This window comes from Nocardia nova, from assembly GCF_002933465.1.
GTDB lineage: Bacteria > Actinomycetota > Actinomycetes > Mycobacteriales > Mycobacteriaceae > Nocardia > Nocardia nova_B.
In genome coordinates this window covers 83743-99980 of the sequence record NZ_PSZE01000025.1, presented here as the reverse complement: position 1 = coordinate 99980, position 16238 = coordinate 83743, and the positions used below count along the sequence as shown (strand labels likewise).

General features: G+C 63.2%; 12 protein-coding genes. 1 reads left to right on the top strand and 11 read right to left on the bottom strand.

Features of this window, described 5'->3' with window-relative positions:
- Positions 1 to 139: 139 nt before the first annotated feature.
- From C5E41_RS25170 to C5E41_RS34100, 9 genes are all read right to left on the bottom strand, one after another.
- Positions 140 to 712, bottom strand: coding sequence for an HD domain-containing protein (locus C5E41_RS25170; protein ID WP_219823240.1), 573 nt, complete (start codon positions 710 to 712; stop codon positions 140 to 142).
- A complete protein-coding gene (locus tag C5E41_RS25165) occupies positions 705 to 1457 on the bottom strand; it encodes a hypothetical protein (protein WP_146097677.1) in 753 nt (250 codons plus the stop codon). Before C5E41_RS25165 ends, C5E41_RS25170 begins: the two co-directional genes overlap by 8 nt.
- Before the next feature lie 5 nt (positions 1458 to 1462).
- Entirely contained in the window at positions 1463 to 9190 is a 7728-nt protein-coding gene (locus tag C5E41_RS25155) for a toxin glutamine deamidase domain-containing protein (protein ID WP_146097676.1), read from the bottom strand.
- A gap of 15 nt (positions 9191 to 9205) precedes the next feature.
- On the bottom strand, positions 9206 to 9532 hold the full coding sequence (locus C5E41_RS25150; protein WP_104378210.1) for a WXG100 family type VII secretion target: 327 nt from the start codon (positions 9530 to 9532) through the stop codon (positions 9206 to 9208).
- An 84-nt stretch (positions 9533 to 9616) separates the two neighbouring features.
- Positions 9617 to 10051 carry a YbaB/EbfC family nucleoid-associated protein gene (locus tag C5E41_RS34110; protein ID WP_181063411.1) on the bottom strand — a complete coding sequence of 145 codons (435 nt, stop codon included), beginning with the start codon at positions 10049 to 10051 and terminating at the stop codon, positions 9617 to 9619.
- A gap of 59 nt (positions 10052 to 10110) precedes the next feature.
- Entirely contained in the window at positions 10111 to 10755 is a 645-nt protein-coding gene (locus C5E41_RS34105) for a hypothetical protein (RefSeq protein ID WP_181063410.1), read from the bottom strand.
- A gap of 71 nt (positions 10756 to 10826) precedes the next feature.
- The gene (locus C5E41_RS25140; protein WP_104378208.1) at positions 10827 to 11201 is read right to left on the bottom strand and encodes a hypothetical protein; all 375 of its coding nucleotides are present in this window, start codon (positions 11199 to 11201) and stop codon (positions 10827 to 10829) included.
- Positions 11198 to 13387 carry a hypothetical protein gene (locus C5E41_RS25135; protein WP_104378207.1) on the bottom strand — a complete coding sequence of 730 codons (2190 nt, stop codon included), beginning with the start codon at positions 13385 to 13387 and terminating at the stop codon, positions 11198 to 11200. Before C5E41_RS25135 ends, C5E41_RS25140 begins: the two co-directional genes overlap by 4 nt.
- The gene (locus tag C5E41_RS34100; RefSeq protein WP_181063409.1) at positions 13387 to 13695 is read right to left on the bottom strand and encodes a hypothetical protein; all 309 of its coding nucleotides are present in this window, start codon (positions 13693 to 13695) and stop codon (positions 13387 to 13389) included. The genes C5E41_RS25135 and C5E41_RS34100 overlap by 1 nt, the downstream gene beginning before the upstream one ends.
- A gap of 315 nt (positions 13696 to 14010) precedes the next feature.
- On the opposite strand from C5E41_RS34100, the gene C5E41_RS25130 reads away from it, so the two are divergent.
- The gene (locus tag C5E41_RS25130) at positions 14011 to 14991 is read left to right on the top strand and encodes an NAD(P)-dependent oxidoreductase (protein ID WP_181063408.1); all 981 of its coding nucleotides are present in this window, start codon (positions 14011 to 14013) and stop codon (positions 14989 to 14991) included.
- Between the two features lie 18 nt (positions 14992 to 15009).
- On the opposite strand, the gene C5E41_RS25125 is transcribed toward C5E41_RS25130, so the two are convergent.
- Positions 15010 to 15210 carry a DUF397 domain-containing protein gene (locus C5E41_RS25125; protein WP_439956548.1) on the bottom strand — a complete coding sequence of 67 codons (201 nt, stop codon included), beginning with the start codon at positions 15208 to 15210 and terminating at the stop codon, positions 15010 to 15012.
- Positions 15210 to 16094 (bottom strand): helix-turn-helix domain-containing protein, encoded by an 885-nt coding sequence (locus C5E41_RS25120; RefSeq protein WP_104378204.1) that lies wholly within the window; start codon positions 16092 to 16094, stop codon positions 15210 to 15212. Before C5E41_RS25120 ends, C5E41_RS25125 begins: the two co-directional genes overlap by 1 nt.
- Positions 16095 to 16238: the final 144 nt, after the last annotated feature.

Here is a 16238-nt window from a genome sequence, read left to right as displayed (position 1 = left end):
CGTAGCAACGGGAATCTGCGCACGATCGGGATCATCGGCGGGTTGGGGTTGGCGATTGTGCTGGGGTTGTTCGGGTGGTCACGCATGGGGCGGGCGCGGCGGTAGATCGCGATCGTCACGCCTAACGGCATGCCCTAGGCTAGCTGCGATTCAGCCATTCGAAGTCGCGCTGCCAGTTGCTGAACCACTCGTCGAACCATGGATGCCGACGTGCAAGCGGCACGATCCATTGAACCGTTTCGGCGTAGTACCGGGCACGCTTTTCTGGACGTGGATGGGTGTCGAGGCGTTGAACATTGCTCAGTCGATCGGCGAGCTTCAACAACACGACATCAGATGGAGCATCCGCAAGCCGCGCGAGGTATGCCCTCTTATCTTCTTTCGGCCCCTTTGTGACCCAACCGACCAGGGCAGCAACAGAATCGCCGAATTCTTCGCGTATCTGGTCAATCGTCGTGTCAGTATCCTCGACGACGTCGTGCAGAGCTGCGGCCACAAGCAGATCTGCGTCCGTAATGCCGAGCCCGTCGACCAATACGGAAATCACTTCACGAAGGTGTTCGACATAGGGCTCACCCGCAGGGCGCCGTTGTGGACCGTGCGCACGCTCGGCGAACTGCAGCGCGCAAGACAAGCGGGGTTCGGTCTCCGACGACAACCGTAGCTTGCACTCCGGACCGAAGGTACGAAGGACAGATCGACGCTCAGTCACCGTCACTCCCTCGTGTTTGTTTGGCCACCACCTCGAACGACCTGGTCTTTCCCACCAACTTCAGTGCGCCTGATCTTGCGGTGTATATCGCCGTGACACTGTCGCCGCCGCGCTCCGCAGGGAGCACCAGATCGGAGTCATAGTGTTCTAGCCCTCCGACAGTCCAACCGGACCTTGACAATGAATCGGCAACCGCGGCCATCGTCGTCCCACCGTCCTCCGCACGGTGACGTATGGAAACCGTTGCGTCGCAACCATACGTTTCTCCCACAGCGCCGATACGAGCAGGACCCCGCCGCCGTACAGCGCTTTCTCGGGACACGGTTACATGGCCGGACGGAACGGCCTCGGCGGCAATAGTCAACAACTCGTCTCGAAGCTTTAGACCGGCGGATTCAGCTGCCGCAACAGTTTCGGGCAACGACGTTTCCGGTGTTTGCGGGGAGAAAACCGGCAACGTCGGCCTAGGCTTTCCGTCCGGCAGCTCGCGATCCCGCCACTCCGGCCAAGATGGCAACGAAAGGCGAGGGCTTCTCGCTACGATCGTTTCGTTCTCGACCTCGGCAATGATATGGGCCTTGCTCAACGCATCCGATGCTGCTGCGCGATCCGCGGACGCCGTCTCGCTGTCCGGATAGTCCCGGCCGTCGATGACGAACACTGCGGTCAGGTCGTCGTAGGCAGCCCCGATGTAGAACACGAATCGGTGGAACCTTCGACTCGCCTGCTCGGCTACGGCCATCATCTCCGTCACTCTCGTGTCTCTGCTTGATCCTGCGCGGCCGCCTCGGCCATCAGACGCAATATGAGATCCTCCTCGTACGATGATATCGAAACATAAGGCTTGTAGAAGGTATTGTGCTCGATATCCGCCGCAATAGATGCACGCTGCGTCGTCAACTGGAGTTCGAATGTATACGGCATACCGTTGACCTCGGATTTGATGATCATCGGAATTACGCGATACGAAGGCGCCTTAGATTTGGGGTGCGCATACATATTTTCTATTTCGAGTATCCGTCCGGCGTCTCCGGTTCCGAAGTGATTCTTCACACGCTCGAACACTGCGGCCAGCGCCTTCATATCGTGCACGGTGATTCGGCCACCTACTGCGTCGATGACGTCACCGACCTCGTAGTTCGGCCTTCCAGGGGCACCGGCTCGACCGAGCAGCATCCTCTGCACCTTGTCGAGCAATCCGTCGCCGTCCTTGCTACGCACGCTGACCGTCATATCACCGAATTCTTTGCGCAAATCCTCCGCAATAGCGTTCAACTCATTTTCGACCGACGGTTCTACCAGACCGGCGAGTCGATGTGCATATTCGTTGACGGCCGCTCGATCGGCTTCGGAAGGATTGCGGCCCACCGTCCGCGCTTCGTCTCGCAACTTCGCGGCCGCTACATACTCGTTCTTGCGGGAGCGACCATCGGCATCCATATTGATGTGCGGCTCGATCGATTCGAAAAGTGGGCCACGCCCTGGATTTTCCGACCGATACGCCTCCAGATCGTCACCGTATCGTGTGAGTTCCCGAAAGGAGGTCAGTCCGGCGACCAATTCGACAGTCCTGGCATGCATGTGCGGATCCCGCAGCGCCGAGGTGATCCCCAAGGGGTGCGGGTCTGCCACCAGCCGATTCAGAACCGAGGCCAGTGCCGAGGAGTGTTGACCGATGCTGTCTTGAATCGCCCGCTGAACCGACTCCAGCGGAAGTTCATGTGCGCCATTGTCTGCCGATGACTCCGGCATCACCCCATCGTCCGGCTGCCATTCGCCGGGCGCCTCGCCGTGACGCGCAAACGCCCCTGCATCATCCGGTACGGATCCAGAGTTCTCCCCGCGCTCCCCTAGCTCTCCCAGGTCCCCTCGGTCGGCCAGACTCCGTCCCGGCTGCTCCGCATCTCCGCCCAGGCTATGACGTTGTCCGCCATCGGCGCCGGCGGCTGGTACTGGAACGTGGTCTTGTCGATCGTCAGCTGATATTCGGCGTTCTCCTGCGGAGGATCGGTCAGTGAAAGGATCTGAACGTCGTATTGGATCGTTTCCGGAGTCTCGTCGATCCGTTTGATGCTCAGCCGCCATTGGCGCGGGTAGATTTGATACGCCGTCGGCGGGCGACCGGTCCGCTTCGCGTCCCGGAAGTCGTCCGCGATCATCATGCCGCTCCAACTCGGGTACTCGAATACCGTCCCGTTGTCCGCGTCGATCACCAGATTGGTCATGCCCACGTTCTGGCCCGTATCGATCTCCTGCTGGGTTGGGATCGACTGAACCAGCCAGCCGATCTCGAACGGATACAGGCGAAATCTGCGCTCGGGGTTGAAGATGCGGGCCAGGTACTCCTCCACCTGTTCCTGAGTGCGGTACTCCGCCATGTGTTCCTCCTCGCGGATCCGGGATGGGCGTAAACCACAAACGCAGTGAACCACCCGCCATGTGTTCCGGTGGGTGCGCCGACATCGTCCCTGCTTGCGGATCCCACCACACCGGTCCAGTCGCGTCGTGGGGGTAGACGATGACGGTCGCGTGGGTGCCACCCGGGGTAGGCGACCCGTCGCGCTCGTAAAGAAGCTCGCCCGTCATCAGGTCACGAGCGTGCCATTCGTTGACCACCAGCGCCGACGAACCGGGCCCCATCTGGTTAATCGTGTCGTGCAGAGCCACAAACTGTTCAGGCAGCGGGCGTCCGTCTGGGAACTGATACAGCCTGTCGCCGATCCAGTTCGCAGCTCTCTCCACGCCGTGGATCTCACCGCCGCGCCTGTCAATCGTGCTGTCGGGCAGCACATCCGGCCACCTCGGTGCTGCGACCTCCGGCCGTCCGTAAAATGAAGCCAACGCCGACAAGGAACAATCCAGACAGTTGTTGCCGCGCCCTTGAACCCGGGGGCCCCCATCGTTGATCAGACGGCCGTAACCATTGGTGCGCGGATCCGCGCCGACCTGGAACCGATCACCGTCACGGAGGGCATCCTCCACCATGGCCTGATACTCGGCGCGCTCGACCGGCCGCAGATTTCCGGTTCCGTAATTGCGATGTTGCGCCGGACTTTCGACCGCCGAGTTCGTATTCGCGTGAGCGATATCGTTACTCAGCTCACGCACACTGCCCGGCCCGAGGCCGAGATGCGATTCCGGTGAAAGCCCGAGTTGCTGGTGCAATTGTCGCGCGATCGCCTCGGGCGGGGTTCCCGGATGCCAGCTACCGGGCGAATCACTCACATGCATATGGATATTCGCTGCGTTGGGGTCGGCCGTATGGACCAGATCCACAAGCACCCGATCACCGGACAGCAGCCGCCAGCCAGTGTTGAAAGCTCGGTCGGTAGCGAATTGCGCGTTCTCCCACAGGCGCTGGACGTCATGAGGTGAGACGTGACCGTCATGCGTGACATTCACGCGCAGACTCACGACGGTTACCGGGCCACCAGGAGCATGCGGATAGCGTCGGACGTCGTAGGCGGGCCGTTGACTGTCGCGGTCTGTACGGACCGGCGTGATCCGATCACCCTCCGGCCGTTGGTTCCGATAGAACTCACGCTCGCGACGCGCTTGCCGGGCACGCTGCACCTCAGGGGAAAGGGGCCGCTGAGGCGGGTGACCCCCGTCGTTTCGGGGACCGTGCGGACTGTTGGCACTGTCCCGCGGCGCCGGCGCGGACCTCTGCCGCGGATCATGCGGCGGTGTGTGATTCGGCGGGGCCTCGCTCGACCGAGGAGCAGATCGCGGGGGCTCATGGTTCGGAATCGAGCGAGTCGGAGGCCGATCCACCGGGCGATGCGGCGGCGTCGGATTCGTATGCCCATGCTCGGTGAAGCCGCGCGTATTCGGCCTGTGCTGCATGGGCGACGGAGCTTCCGGGTGAGGACGCACAGGTCCCGGTGCCGGCCGAGGATGTTCTACAGGACGAGGCGGCGTGCTGTTGACCCATGGCGGGGTCGGACTCGATCCACGCCCGTAGTTGTGGTCGGGCGGATTCGACTCCGGTGCCCGATTATCCGGAAGCGGAGTGGGCGTGCGCGGTTCGGGCTGCCTGGGCGTATGCACGGGTTGGTGCGGGCCCGGTCCATCATGCAGCGGTGCGCGCGTTGCCGATTCGCCTGTGTGTGGTGCGCGGAGATGCTCCGGCGGGCGGTTGGACAAGGGCGCTCGGTCAAGCGTCGGGTCGACCGAGTGCGGCTCCTGTCGAGGTGTCGGCGCACCGTGACGCGGCTCGTGTGGCGGTATCGGCGAATCGGATTCGGGTGCGCGCGAGGACAACCACGGCTCGGACGGCCGATTCCGCGCCTGCACCGGTTCCGTTGGATTGTGTTGCGATGCAATAACTTCAGGTTCAGGGAGATTGTGTGTCTCGGCGAATCGCGGATTATCGAGATGCGTGAAATTCGGGTTGTAAATCGGTTCACCCACGGAGACCGATACCTGATTTCCGTCACGGTCGAGAATGAGCTCCCGTGGCCATATTCGATAGATCGTGTCGCCGGTGATGCCTCCGGGCGCGAGGATCTCAGCTTCCTGATGAGTGCCTGCGAAACCGTACTTCGATGAACTGTGTGCGGTCGCGTCATGGAACGTCGCGTCCACATCGATGCCGTACGGGTGATACAGCTCGTGCATGTAGCGGATCTGCCGGAAGTTGCCGTCAGGCAACTTCTCCAGGAGGCCCCGACCAGCGAGTTCCTCCATATCTCCGGTCATGCCCGGTTCCCGGCTGACAGTCCGCTCAGGACTGGTCGACAACGACAGCAACCCGTCCGGAACACCGCCGGCGGTGCCGACGTGCTTAGCGATATTCAGATTGTTCGGATCCCGCGAGGCAAATCCCGAAGAAAAGATCTCCGGACCTCGTGAGTCCATCCGGAACAGAGCATTCTTCGCGTCCAAGAACTCGGAATCGGCGCTGAGGTCCCGCCAAAGAGGAACGGCCCCATCACCGATTTGACCCACTATGAATCCGTTCGGGTCGACCGCTGCGACTGCTTGGTCCAACGCACCGACGGGCATATCACGGGTCAGATGGCGAGGGAGCTGGTCCGCCGGGCAGCCCGCATCGAAGACCGTAGGTTCGAGGCTGGCATACCGACGCTTGTTGCGTGGGTCGAAGATCCTCTGCTCGGCAACCTCGGTGAGGTATTCCTTTGTGAGAACTTCGGGGGTCTCGTAGACGGTCCGGTCGACAGCGATGTCGGAGCGGACCCGCTCGTAACCCCAGTTCCCGTAGACCACCCGCCCCTCGCGGATACCGCGAACGACCTCTTCGATCGTCCAGCCGTGTTCCCACGCGAATTTCCGGACGGCCTCTCTTTCCGTGAAATCCAGTCCGCTGAGATCTGGACCCGAAGTGGAATGACCGGGTTCAGGTACCGAGGTCGTCGGTTGGGCGAGAACCGGAGGCGAAAGTTCCGGAGGATCGCTCAGGCTTGAATCCCGCCCCCGCCCGGCCAGTTCGGGTCGTTCCCCTTCCGCGCCAGGATGCGTCCGGCCACCTTCGTCACCAGCGGGTCGTCCGCCGCCTTGACGGCCGGGCCGTTCTTCTCGATCACCAGCTCGCGGTTCAGTTCCGTCTCGCTGCTCCCGAACCGGTAGGTCACCTCGGTCTCGGTTTCCGCTGTCTTCCGGTAGAGCACGTACAGAACCATCTTTTTCTCCGGAACCCCGCTCGTTCTCGTCACCGCTCAGGAAGCGATCACTCCGTTGCTGGGCCACTGCTTCTCGCGTTTGGCCCGGAGCATGATCTGGCCCGCGGCCGATCGGAAGATCACGTCCTCCGGTTGGTCCGTGCGGGGCGTGTTGTTCGCCTTGTCGATCGTCAGGGTGCGATCCAGGGCTTCTCGCGTCTCCCCGAACCGGTACTCCACCTCGTCCGGGGTGTTCCTGATTTGGTTGTAGTAGATCAGTAGCGCCATCGTGTGACCCCCAGAATGTGTCGTACCGCTCGCCTGAGCGCGGGGCCGCGACCTCGGCCCAGTTGTGGTCAATATTGGCATGCGCATGCGCGTCCTGATACAGCGCGCCCGGGTGGTCGCGGTAGTGGTTGGCCTCCGCGAACTCGTGCTCCAGCAGTACGAGGTCCGCCGGATCAGGACGGCCCGACCGCAACCGGATCCAGGCCTCGGCAATGTCGGGGTCCGCGTCGTAGCGCCGGTGAACAACCTCACCGTCGTAGTCGCGTATCGGATGTTCCTCTCGGAACAGGTGGTCCTTGATCCGGCGAATATCTTCTCGCGAAAAATGACTACCGTCGGCGCGCGGATGATCAGCGAGAACCCGAGCCATGTGGTCGATATCGCTGTCGTCACTCCGGAAGCGTTCGTAGGCGTCGTCAGCCCATTCGAATGCGGCGAAATCGTCACGCGGCCTGATCACACCGCCGGCATTGACCTCCGGTGGGCTGTCGGGAACCCCTTCGTGCGAGGCAGTCTCGGCCGGCTTCGCGTTCGTGGGGCGATCGTCGACGGGACTGTGCACAGGCGGCGAAACGGCAACCGGGACCGGTTGCGCTTGCTGCGCGGCGGGGGTGCTGAGCGGATCGCCGATGATCTCGGGTCGCCCGTTCGGCTGGTGATCGCTGTGCGAAAGACCTTGCCGGGATTCATTTTCGGGAGCACCGTGCTGCGGTTCCGCAAGCGTGCTCCCGTGCCCGGAATTTCGAGGAGCCGAATCCCTTCCCGAATCCGGTGGAGCAGAAGTGACCGTTCGCGGTCCGCCCTCCGAGACATGCTGCGGCCCAGCGGTGTTGCGCGAGCTCGGCCCATCCGCCGTGCGGCCAGGGATGTCGGGTCGATGCTGACGCGGCGGCGCGCCCGAGGGCCGCTCGGCAACGGACGGTCGATGCGATGCCTCGGGAACCGGCCGGACGGCGGCATCGGGCCGAGCTGTATGGACCGGCCGGGCGGGTGTGGGCTCCGGACGCGAAGTGGGCCCGGCGGCCGGTGGCTCGGTAGTCCGGTGCACGGACGCATCGGCTGCCGGTGAGCGCGGAGGTTCCGGAGCCCGCTGGGGTGAGGCCCCGCGGTCCGCAGCCGGCCCCGGCGTATCCGGACGCGCCGGGACCTCGGATGTGGGACGTGCCGCAGGCACTGGTCGCTCGGCACCCGCAACGTTCGGGGCCTGCGAAGGAGAAGGCGCCGCACGATCCGAGGACCCCGCCGGCGCGGAGGCCGGCTGATTCGCCGGCCCGGGTTCGGGAGTTGTCTGCGACCCGGAGTTCACGCGCGCTTCGGACGGAGGTCTGGAGTCGCCGCTCTGGTGTGTGCTCGAATCAGGTTGGGCGGCAACGGATGTCTCATGCCCCGCAGCCACTGTGGCCGCGCGATCCGCGCCGGTTGCCGGAAGGGTTTCCGCCGGTACGGTACCCGGGTCCTGATGGGTGGTACTCGACGGATGTGTGCCGTCGGCGGCGGAGGGAGTTTCCGCGTCCGAAGGCGAAGGCCGCGAGGGCGGCTCGGCGTTCGGCGCGTGATCCGAGCTGCCGACGGCAGGCTTGTCCGGCGTCGACTCCGGGTGCGGGCCCGCCGAAGAATCACCATGGCCGGACGAGGCGTTGTGCTCGCCGGGCTTACTGGCCAGGCCACCTCCGGCGCCCTCCAACAAAGTGCCCGGATCGATCGAGTGATCGGGGTTGGTCGCCAACTGAGCGGCGGCATTGCCGACGACGTTGCCCGGGAGCTCGGCAACGTTCTGGTCGACGTACCGGCCGGCGAACGACGCCAACTTCCCAGGGTCGCCGTCTCTGGTAAGAGCGGCGGCAACTCCGTCGTCGAGTTTGCCGGACAGCAATCCACTCGCCGGCGCGGCGATCCCACCCGCGATCGCGCCCGAGGCCGCGGCTGTGCCCAGCGAGCCCCAGTCGAATCCGTCCTCCCGATGTCCTTCCATGAGCTCGATCGCTTGCGCGGCGGCATCTGTGCCCGCACCGAAAGCCGTGCCGACGACCGCGCCCACACCTACCTTGACAGCCACGCCTGCCATGCGCTCGCCGAGAAAGACCGCCCCTTTGGCGGCTATCTTGCCGATCAGCTGCTGAACCGCCTTTTGGATGGCGATTTTGGCGCCCACCACAGCCCCGGCCTCGGCGACCTGACCAACCCCCGGCACAAACGTCCACAGCAGACTTGCCAACATCGCCATCGCAGAGATGTAGATGGTGAGTTTGGCGTGCTCGGTATCGGTAGCCCCGTGTTCGAGCTGCTTCGCGAAGCTTTCGCAGTCGTTGATCAGTTTCTGCAGGTCACTGCCGTCGCCGCCGGCAATGTCCTGCCAATAACTCGACATGGCATCGTGTGCTTTGCCGTCGATCGCCGACAGCGTTTCGGCCATTGCCTGGCCGGCCGGGTGCTGCAGCTTCTTCAGCGCCTCGGCCATGTCGGACCAATGCTGGGCCGCACGCCGCATGGCGTCCTCGTCGCCCTCCGGCCAGTGCCCCAGAATGAAGTCCGACAAATAGGGAATCTGGGGCGGCTTCCACAACGTCACGCGACCGCTCCCCCGCTATACCTTGCGAATACCGTCGGCGCTGGCCTGATCCTGATTCTGAACGATCGCGGCAGTCCCGGTGATCTTGTCGCCAGTCGCCTTCAACGCCGCCGCCAACTTTGCCAATCCGTCCAGCGTCTGATTGACACCCCCGTCGCCGTCCTGCGGATAGTTCTTCTCGAACTCTTTACCCGGCCCGTCTCCACCCCAGCAGCGTCCCTCTGCAGCCAGCCCGGTCCGCAACTTCTCCAGGGCCGTTTCGACTTCCTCTCCCAGAGCCTCGAACTGAGGCGATATTGCCCGCAACCGCTCCGGGTCAGCAAAAAAGTCGACCACGACCACCCTCCCTCATCGCCCTACGCCGCCCTTCACTTCGACGTGGCAACCTCGGCATCGGTTCCACGAATCTTCCAGCACGCCAACGAGTTACTCGGTTCTGGTTCGAGACTCCGACAACCGTTCGCGCACTTCGCGCATGCTGGGCACGCCCGGCATGACCTCATCGATGTCGGCCATACCGTCGACTACCGATTGGATGGGTTCGAGGATCTTCGCCCGAGCCTGAGCGGCCGCCTCGACACCACCGCGAATGGCCGCGTTCAGATCCTCGGTCAACTGCCGCGGTGTGCTGCGCCGGAAAGCATCCTCGGCAATCGTGATCTCAGTGACGATTCCGGACCCGTCGACCGTCACCCGTGCGAGATCGTTCGGCGTCGTCGCCCGCACCCGCAACGCGGCGAGCTTTCCTTGGATCTTCTCCAGTTCGCCTATCTCACGCTCGAAATCGTCCTGCATCGAATTCAGGGTCGAGCGCAACCCGTCGTTGGCCGACCGAACCTGTTGACGCTCCCACTCATCCACCACCCCGCTCCTTCCCTGCGACGCAACGGAGCCACTGCATATCTCTACGCAGCCGACGATCACTCGGTGCCGGCATCGCGCCCATGACGATCGAGCCACTGCCGCCACAGGTCGAGGAGATCGGTTCCGGGAATTGTCATCACGGCCGCCTCGCCAGGATTCACGACCACGCTCATCCCCGGACGGGGGCATATGTCCTCGAGCAGTTGCATACCTGAAATTTCCCGGCGCAGCCAAGGATTCACATCCTTACGCAGCTGGGCGGCGGAGGAGTAGACCGTAATCTCTGGCTTACCATTCCACATCTCGATCGGCCAGCCTCGCTCACCGTTCGGATCGTCCTCGGGAAGGACCGTGATGAACTGCTGACGGCTGAACAACTCGATGAATCTTTCGAAGGTCTGATGTCCGCGAATAGTCCGCCACATGACCAGTTCGAACTCGTTGGTCAGCGGCTGAAACGCATACTCAGGACTCGGCACATAGTCCGGGTTCAGCCATGCCCGGTTGATCTCCCCGTTCTCGTCGGAGCCCCAACCACACACGTAGTCGTGCGGCCACCGTGCCTCACCCGGCTTGATGCCCGTCTCCGTGTAGTAACGGAACTTGCCGGGATTGGCGCGTGCCCACTCGCGATCCTCATCCGTCAGCGGTGGCATCGCAGACCACGGATCGCGGTCCACTTTTCCAGTCAGTTCCAGCATTTCCCTACCCCATGCATCGTCATCATCGAATCGCCCACAACCCCGTCCGCCGGAAGACTGCGCCGAAAACGCTACCGCAGCCAGGATTCCGGCGGACCGTAGCCCTCAGCCCGGGCTTCGTCCTCATCGGTCCAGTCCGAAGGCATGACGACCACGTCTCGGCCGACACTCTGCGGCTTGCGTCGTTCGGCCGCCCGCATCCTCGCGCGCTCCGCCGCCTCGGACAGCAGACGGTCACGCTCGGACCGTTCGTCTGCCGCCACCTCTCCCGGAGTTTCCGATCGCTCCTGCTGCTCATCTCGCAGTTTTTCCCGCAGCTCCGCGAACAGTTCCGCCCCACCGCTCGTAGTTCGCGCATCCACCTCCAGGAAGTGTTCCTGGACGCCACGTGAACCGGCCCGATAGTCGGCGAGGATTCGGTCGAATTCCGCTGCGTAATCAGTCATTTCGCGTCACCCGTGTCAATTTCGATCTTCACACCGGCAGTAGACGGCCGCGTCGCCGCCGAGTCCACGGTCGCGGCGACCTGGCTGGGCCCGGTAGGCGCCGATCGGACGCTCTCCAACGGACCCACCGTGGCCAATTCGGGACCGGCAGGGGGCGATTGCGACGCACCCCCCTCCAACGGACCTACCGTCGCCAGTTCGGGGCCTGGGCCGTCGGGCCCCGCCGGCCCGTCGGGTATCTGTCCGTCGCCACCGGGGACCGTTGTCCACAACGGCTTCGGAGGAACGATCCCGCTCGGCTGACGCTCGGAATCCGGCGCGGACTTGCCTCCGCCTCCCGGCGCGTGGGGCATTCCACTCATCGGCATACCGGGTGTTGCAGGGGCGTTCGTTCCCGCACCGGACCCCGTGCTCGGGTTCTCAGCTCGAGGCTCGACTGCATGTCCGGGCACCGAGCCCGGCGTAGCGGTTCCCGAGGGCGCCGGTGTCAACGACTGCGCCGAAGACCCCGCCGCAGAAGCACCGCCGGGCCCGGGGCCAGGGCCAGACGACCGCGCACCGCCCGGATGCGAACCCTTCTCGTCGGAAGGTCCGCCCGCGGCGGGATCTGCCGACTCGTCCGGCCCGGGCATCAAGAACGGCACACCATCCTTGATTCCCATCGAATACTCCTGCGACTTCCCGTCGGGCCCGGTAACTTTCGCTGTTATCGTGCCGTTCGGCGACTGCGTGAACGTGAGGTTTCCACCCAACGCGCTGAGATTGGCCAGCTCTTTCGAGCCGGGCAGATTCTTCACATCGGTCAGCTGCGAACCGACGCCGGACAGCTGAGACCCGAGGCCGGAGAGGTTGCTGCCCAGCGACCCCAAACCTTGCTGAGCGACGTTTTGGATCTGGCTGAGACCTTGCTGCAGGGTCTGGGTCAGCCCCTGCTGGACGGTTTGGCTTGCCTGGCTCGCGATTCCGGACAGGATCTGAGCTGGGTCGAACTGTGTAGCAGCAGGATTGGTTGCAGTCGGAGTGAGAGACGACGGCGTTGTCGGCAATGTCGGAGCGGCGGACGTGGGCGTAGTTGGCGCGCCCGGCCCCGTAACTGCCGAACCTGGCCCGGTATTGGACGGCTGATTCGGATTCTGCCCGCCGGGCGGTTGCGGGAACGGGGTTGTGTCGTGACTGTCGAGTAGGTCCATCACTGGTTTGTAAGCCTGGCGAATGTAGTAGTCAGCGAGCGCGCACTGATGCACCAGGGCGGTAAATGCCTCGCGGACTGCGTACGCGAAATGATCCTTTAGCCAGTTCTGGCAGGCAGTGCGGATTTTGTAATTATCATCGCCGCCCTTGCTCGCGCCCACTCCCTCGATATGAAATTGGGCGATCGCTACTTCGTTTTGCTTGCTGTGCAAATATCCCCAAGTCGTGCTTTCCGCTGCAACAGTGATTATCGTGCTTACGGGATCTTCAGCGCCATCCAACCGCATCGCGTGGCCCGCGACTGGACACTGGGGGCTGTCGAATGAGCGAACAAAGTTCGCTTTGTGCATGACAATCTCCCGCAAGACCTCCGGCAAACCCTCCAAGGCTGAGGCCACAGCCTCCAAGTACTGGGCTTGTTGGTCAGCATGTGCATGAAACCCTGCGAGATGATCCTTTGCTGCGTCTCCGCCTCGGCCCTCCCACACCTCCGGCACAGCGCCCGCAATACCGGCCAGATCAGCTGCGATATCTGCCGCCTTCGAGTGATCGCCATTACCGAACGCTGCCGCTTTTACCGCAGACGCCAGGTTCTGCAAGCCGGGGAGGTTCATATGACGCTGTTGGTCATACCACCTCCCCTGTAGTTCTAGCATCGAATTGTCCGGATCCGCCTCCGTATTGATCTCCCAGGCACCGATGGATTCGCCGCCAATGTTGAGCGGCGGGATGATAATCCGGTTGAAGCCTTCGTAACCCAATACGTCCCAGACGCGGTGATACCGAATCAAGGCGAGTCGGAACCACCCGAGCCCGAAGGCCCCGTTGTCCAGCAGGGCATTGACGTCTCCGGCAGTGACCGGAGGTTTGTCCGTCCAAATCTTCTTGGGGTCGAAGACGTTAGTGCCGTCATCAGTAAGGAAACGTGCGAGAGCGTTTTTGGCGTCATCACCGGCGCCCTGATACTGCTGCGCGTATTCTTGTGCCTTGGTCATCAGGACGTGGTCACACCTGTTGAGGCGTCGATCTGAGCACGGTTACCTTGGTCGGTCGCCACCGTCAGTTCCACAACTTGTCGCAATGCCCCTGCAGTCGCCTCCGATGCATCGGACCAGGACTGCAACATATTGACTAGCCCCTCGACTCCGGCCGAAATCTTCTTACCCTCGGCCTCATAGTCCTGCCCCGCATGCGACGGATCGAAGCCCACATTGGCGATGTTTGTCGCGTGTGCCTTCGTCGCACCGACGGCCGGATCCAACATCTGCGCCATACCCAGCACAGATTCGGGAACGAAACGCATGACCCCCTCCTGGTCTTCGATCTCGATGCATCGAGCGGCTCGCATCAGTCGAGCAGCCGCCGCTCGATCATCGCAGATCGAGCGGCGTGGTCGCCAGGTGGACGGTTCGAGCAAACGCGACGACCACCGGCCCAACCCACGCAAACATTCCGCCCCTTCCTGTCGCCCACCTGGCATGGTGGCCCGGTGAACCGTCCGACGCCTACTCACCCCCGAGTCCTCGTCATCGATCCCGCGCCGAGCGAGTTGGCAGTGGCTGAACTCGAAGGCTTGGCCCGGCTCGGTCTCGTCCCGACGGTCAACCTACGTCGAGTTGTGGATCGAACTGTTCGTTCCAGGATCGAACGGCGCTGGGATCGCACAGATTTCAATGGATTCAGCGCGGAAGAGATCCTGGCGGCCTTCGATCGTGGTGGCGGGTACGACGCGCTGAAATGTCGCGCAGGAATTCCGCTGAGCCGCACGGTCTTCGAGCAGATGACTACCGATCGGCACGAACAACCACTGCGCCTGGTCGCCAAGGCCGCCTCGGGGCTGGACAGTTTCGATCTCGATGCGGCCGACGAGTTGGGAGTCACGGTCTTGTCGACCCCCGGAGCCAACGCCGGTGCCGTCGCCGAACTGACGATCGGCCTCATGCTCGACGCGCTCCGCGGAATCAGCAGGCGGGACGCGGCTCTCCGGGCCGGCGACTGGGGCACTGCCGTCGACGGCATTCCCGTTCGGACTCTGTCGGATTCACGAGTGGGTCTCGTCGGCAGTGGCGCGATCGCACGGGCGGTAGCGGGCCGTCTCGTGCCGTTCGGGCCGGAGGTGTGGGTGCACGGGTCACCGCGATTCACTGCCGAACAGGCGGCGCACTGGCCCGCATACCGCGCCGAGAATCTCCGAGCCCTTCTGACCAGCTGCGACATTATCTCGGTGCATGTGCCGGCTACCGCCGCGACCGCCGGGCTCATCGGCGCGCGAGAACTGCGGTGGATGAAGCCGGGGTCGGTACTGGTCAACACTTCGCGGGCACAGGTCGTTCCGGAAGATGATCTCGACGCGGCATTGCGCGACCCGAGCTGCGGTCTCAGTCACGTCGCCGTCGACGTATTCGCGACGGAGGAAACGTCTTTCAGTTCGCGGTTGGCGTCCAACCCGCACGCGATGCTCAGCCCCCACGTGGGCGGTATGACGTCAGGGGCGATGAAAGCCAGTTCGGAGCTATTACTGACCGAGATCGCGCGCTTCTACGCGAACGCCGCTCTGCCTCCCCCGCCTTCGGCACTTCGGAAGATACCGCCTGACTGACATCAGGTATGGGAGCGATCAGCGATCGAGGTCACCACGAGCAGCCGAAGCGGTGAACGCCGACCACTCGGCACCGGTGAAGATCAACGCCGGACCGGCGACATCCTTCGAATCACGGACTCCTACAAGGCTGTCCGGAAGAAAGGCAACCTGTACACAGTTTTTGGATGCACCACTGCGACTGCTCTTGAACCACTGCGCGTCCGATAAATCGACCATCACGACGCATACTCCTTTGCCATCTGCCGGAGCATGGCCCGGCTGGCGACTGCATCCACGACGCTTCGCCGGAGATCCTCGTAAGCTCGATGATACCGCTCAACCGCACTTGGTTTTTCGAGATACAAATCGCCGATGAGACCTTCGACGTAGACCACCGTCGGCTCGAGCGCACGTCCGCTCCTGTCTTCTGTGCCGAAGTCGAGAATCACAAACGAACCGAGCGCATCGCCCATCGGAACACCGGCGCTGAACGGCAGGATGTGCACATTCACATTCGGCCGAGTACCGACATCGGCCAGATGTCGCAGCTGGGCAGCCATGACCTTCGGGCCACCAACCATGCACCGCAGCACGGATTCTCGAAGGATCACGTCGAGCTCGGCAGGCCGATGCTTCCGGGTGATGCGCGTCTGCCGACGCATCCTGAGCTGCACTCTCCGGGCGTGCTCGTCCACCGAATCGTTCGGATAGCCGATATGGAACAGGGCGCTCGCGTATGCCGGTGTCTGCAACAGTCCCGGGACGAGTTCCGGCTCATAGGTAGTGAGCCGGCATGCCGAGGCCTCCAGACCTACGTAGAAGTCGAAGTTCGCGGGCAGCAGATCGCCGTACTCACACCACCAACTCAGCTCATTGCCTTGCACTGCAAGTGCTTTCATGGCAGCCGTGTGCTCGTCGTCGAAGCCGTACATTCTGCACAGAGCATCGACATCCACCTCGCGGAGATGCGCCACCATCCCCCGCTCGATCCGCTGCAACGTACTCGCACTCCGCTGAATCAGCGCTGCCGCCTGATGCAGCGTCAACCCGCACTCCTCACGCCCGTTGCGCAGATACCGCCCGAGCTGCCGCCTGGGCAACGTGGACCCACACTCCGACATGCCTGCCTCCCTCCAGGTTCGCTTCGACCGTGGCAGCACATCACCACGCAATCCCCCACCGCCCCACCATCACGGAATCTCATTCGATCCCGGCATAATCCCAGCAAGGGTTGCATCTTTCAGAGCCTCCGGGAGGCAGATCGG

Bases quoted from the DNA above. Each gene is read 5' to 3' on its own strand.
- C5E41_RS34100 (WP_181063409.1), bottom strand. From the start codon at position 13,695: ATGCGTTTCGTTCCCGAATCTGTGCTGGGTATGGCGCAGATGTTGGAT.
- C5E41_RS25125 (WP_439956548.1), bottom strand. From the start codon at position 15,210: ATGGTCGATTTATCGGACGCGCAGTGGTTCAAGAGCAGTCGCAGTGGT.
- C5E41_RS25165 (WP_146097677.1), bottom strand. From the start codon at position 1,457: ATGATGGCCGTAGCCGAGCAGGCGAGTCGAAGGTTCCACCGATTCGTG.
- C5E41_RS25140 (WP_104378208.1), bottom strand. From the start codon at position 11,201: ATGACTGATTACGCAGCGGAATTCGACCGAATCCTCGCCGACTATCGG.
- C5E41_RS25135 (WP_104378207.1), bottom strand. From the start codon at position 13,387: ATGACCAAGGCACAAGAATACGCGCAGCAGTATCAGGGCGCCGGTGAT.
- C5E41_RS34105 (WP_181063410.1), bottom strand. From the start codon at position 10,755: ATGCTGGAACTGACTGGAAAAGTGGACCGCGATCCGTGGTCTGCGATG.
- C5E41_RS25120 (WP_104378204.1), bottom strand. From the start codon at position 16,094: ATGTCGGAGTGTGGGTCCACGTTGCCCAGGCGGCAGCTCGGGCGGTAT.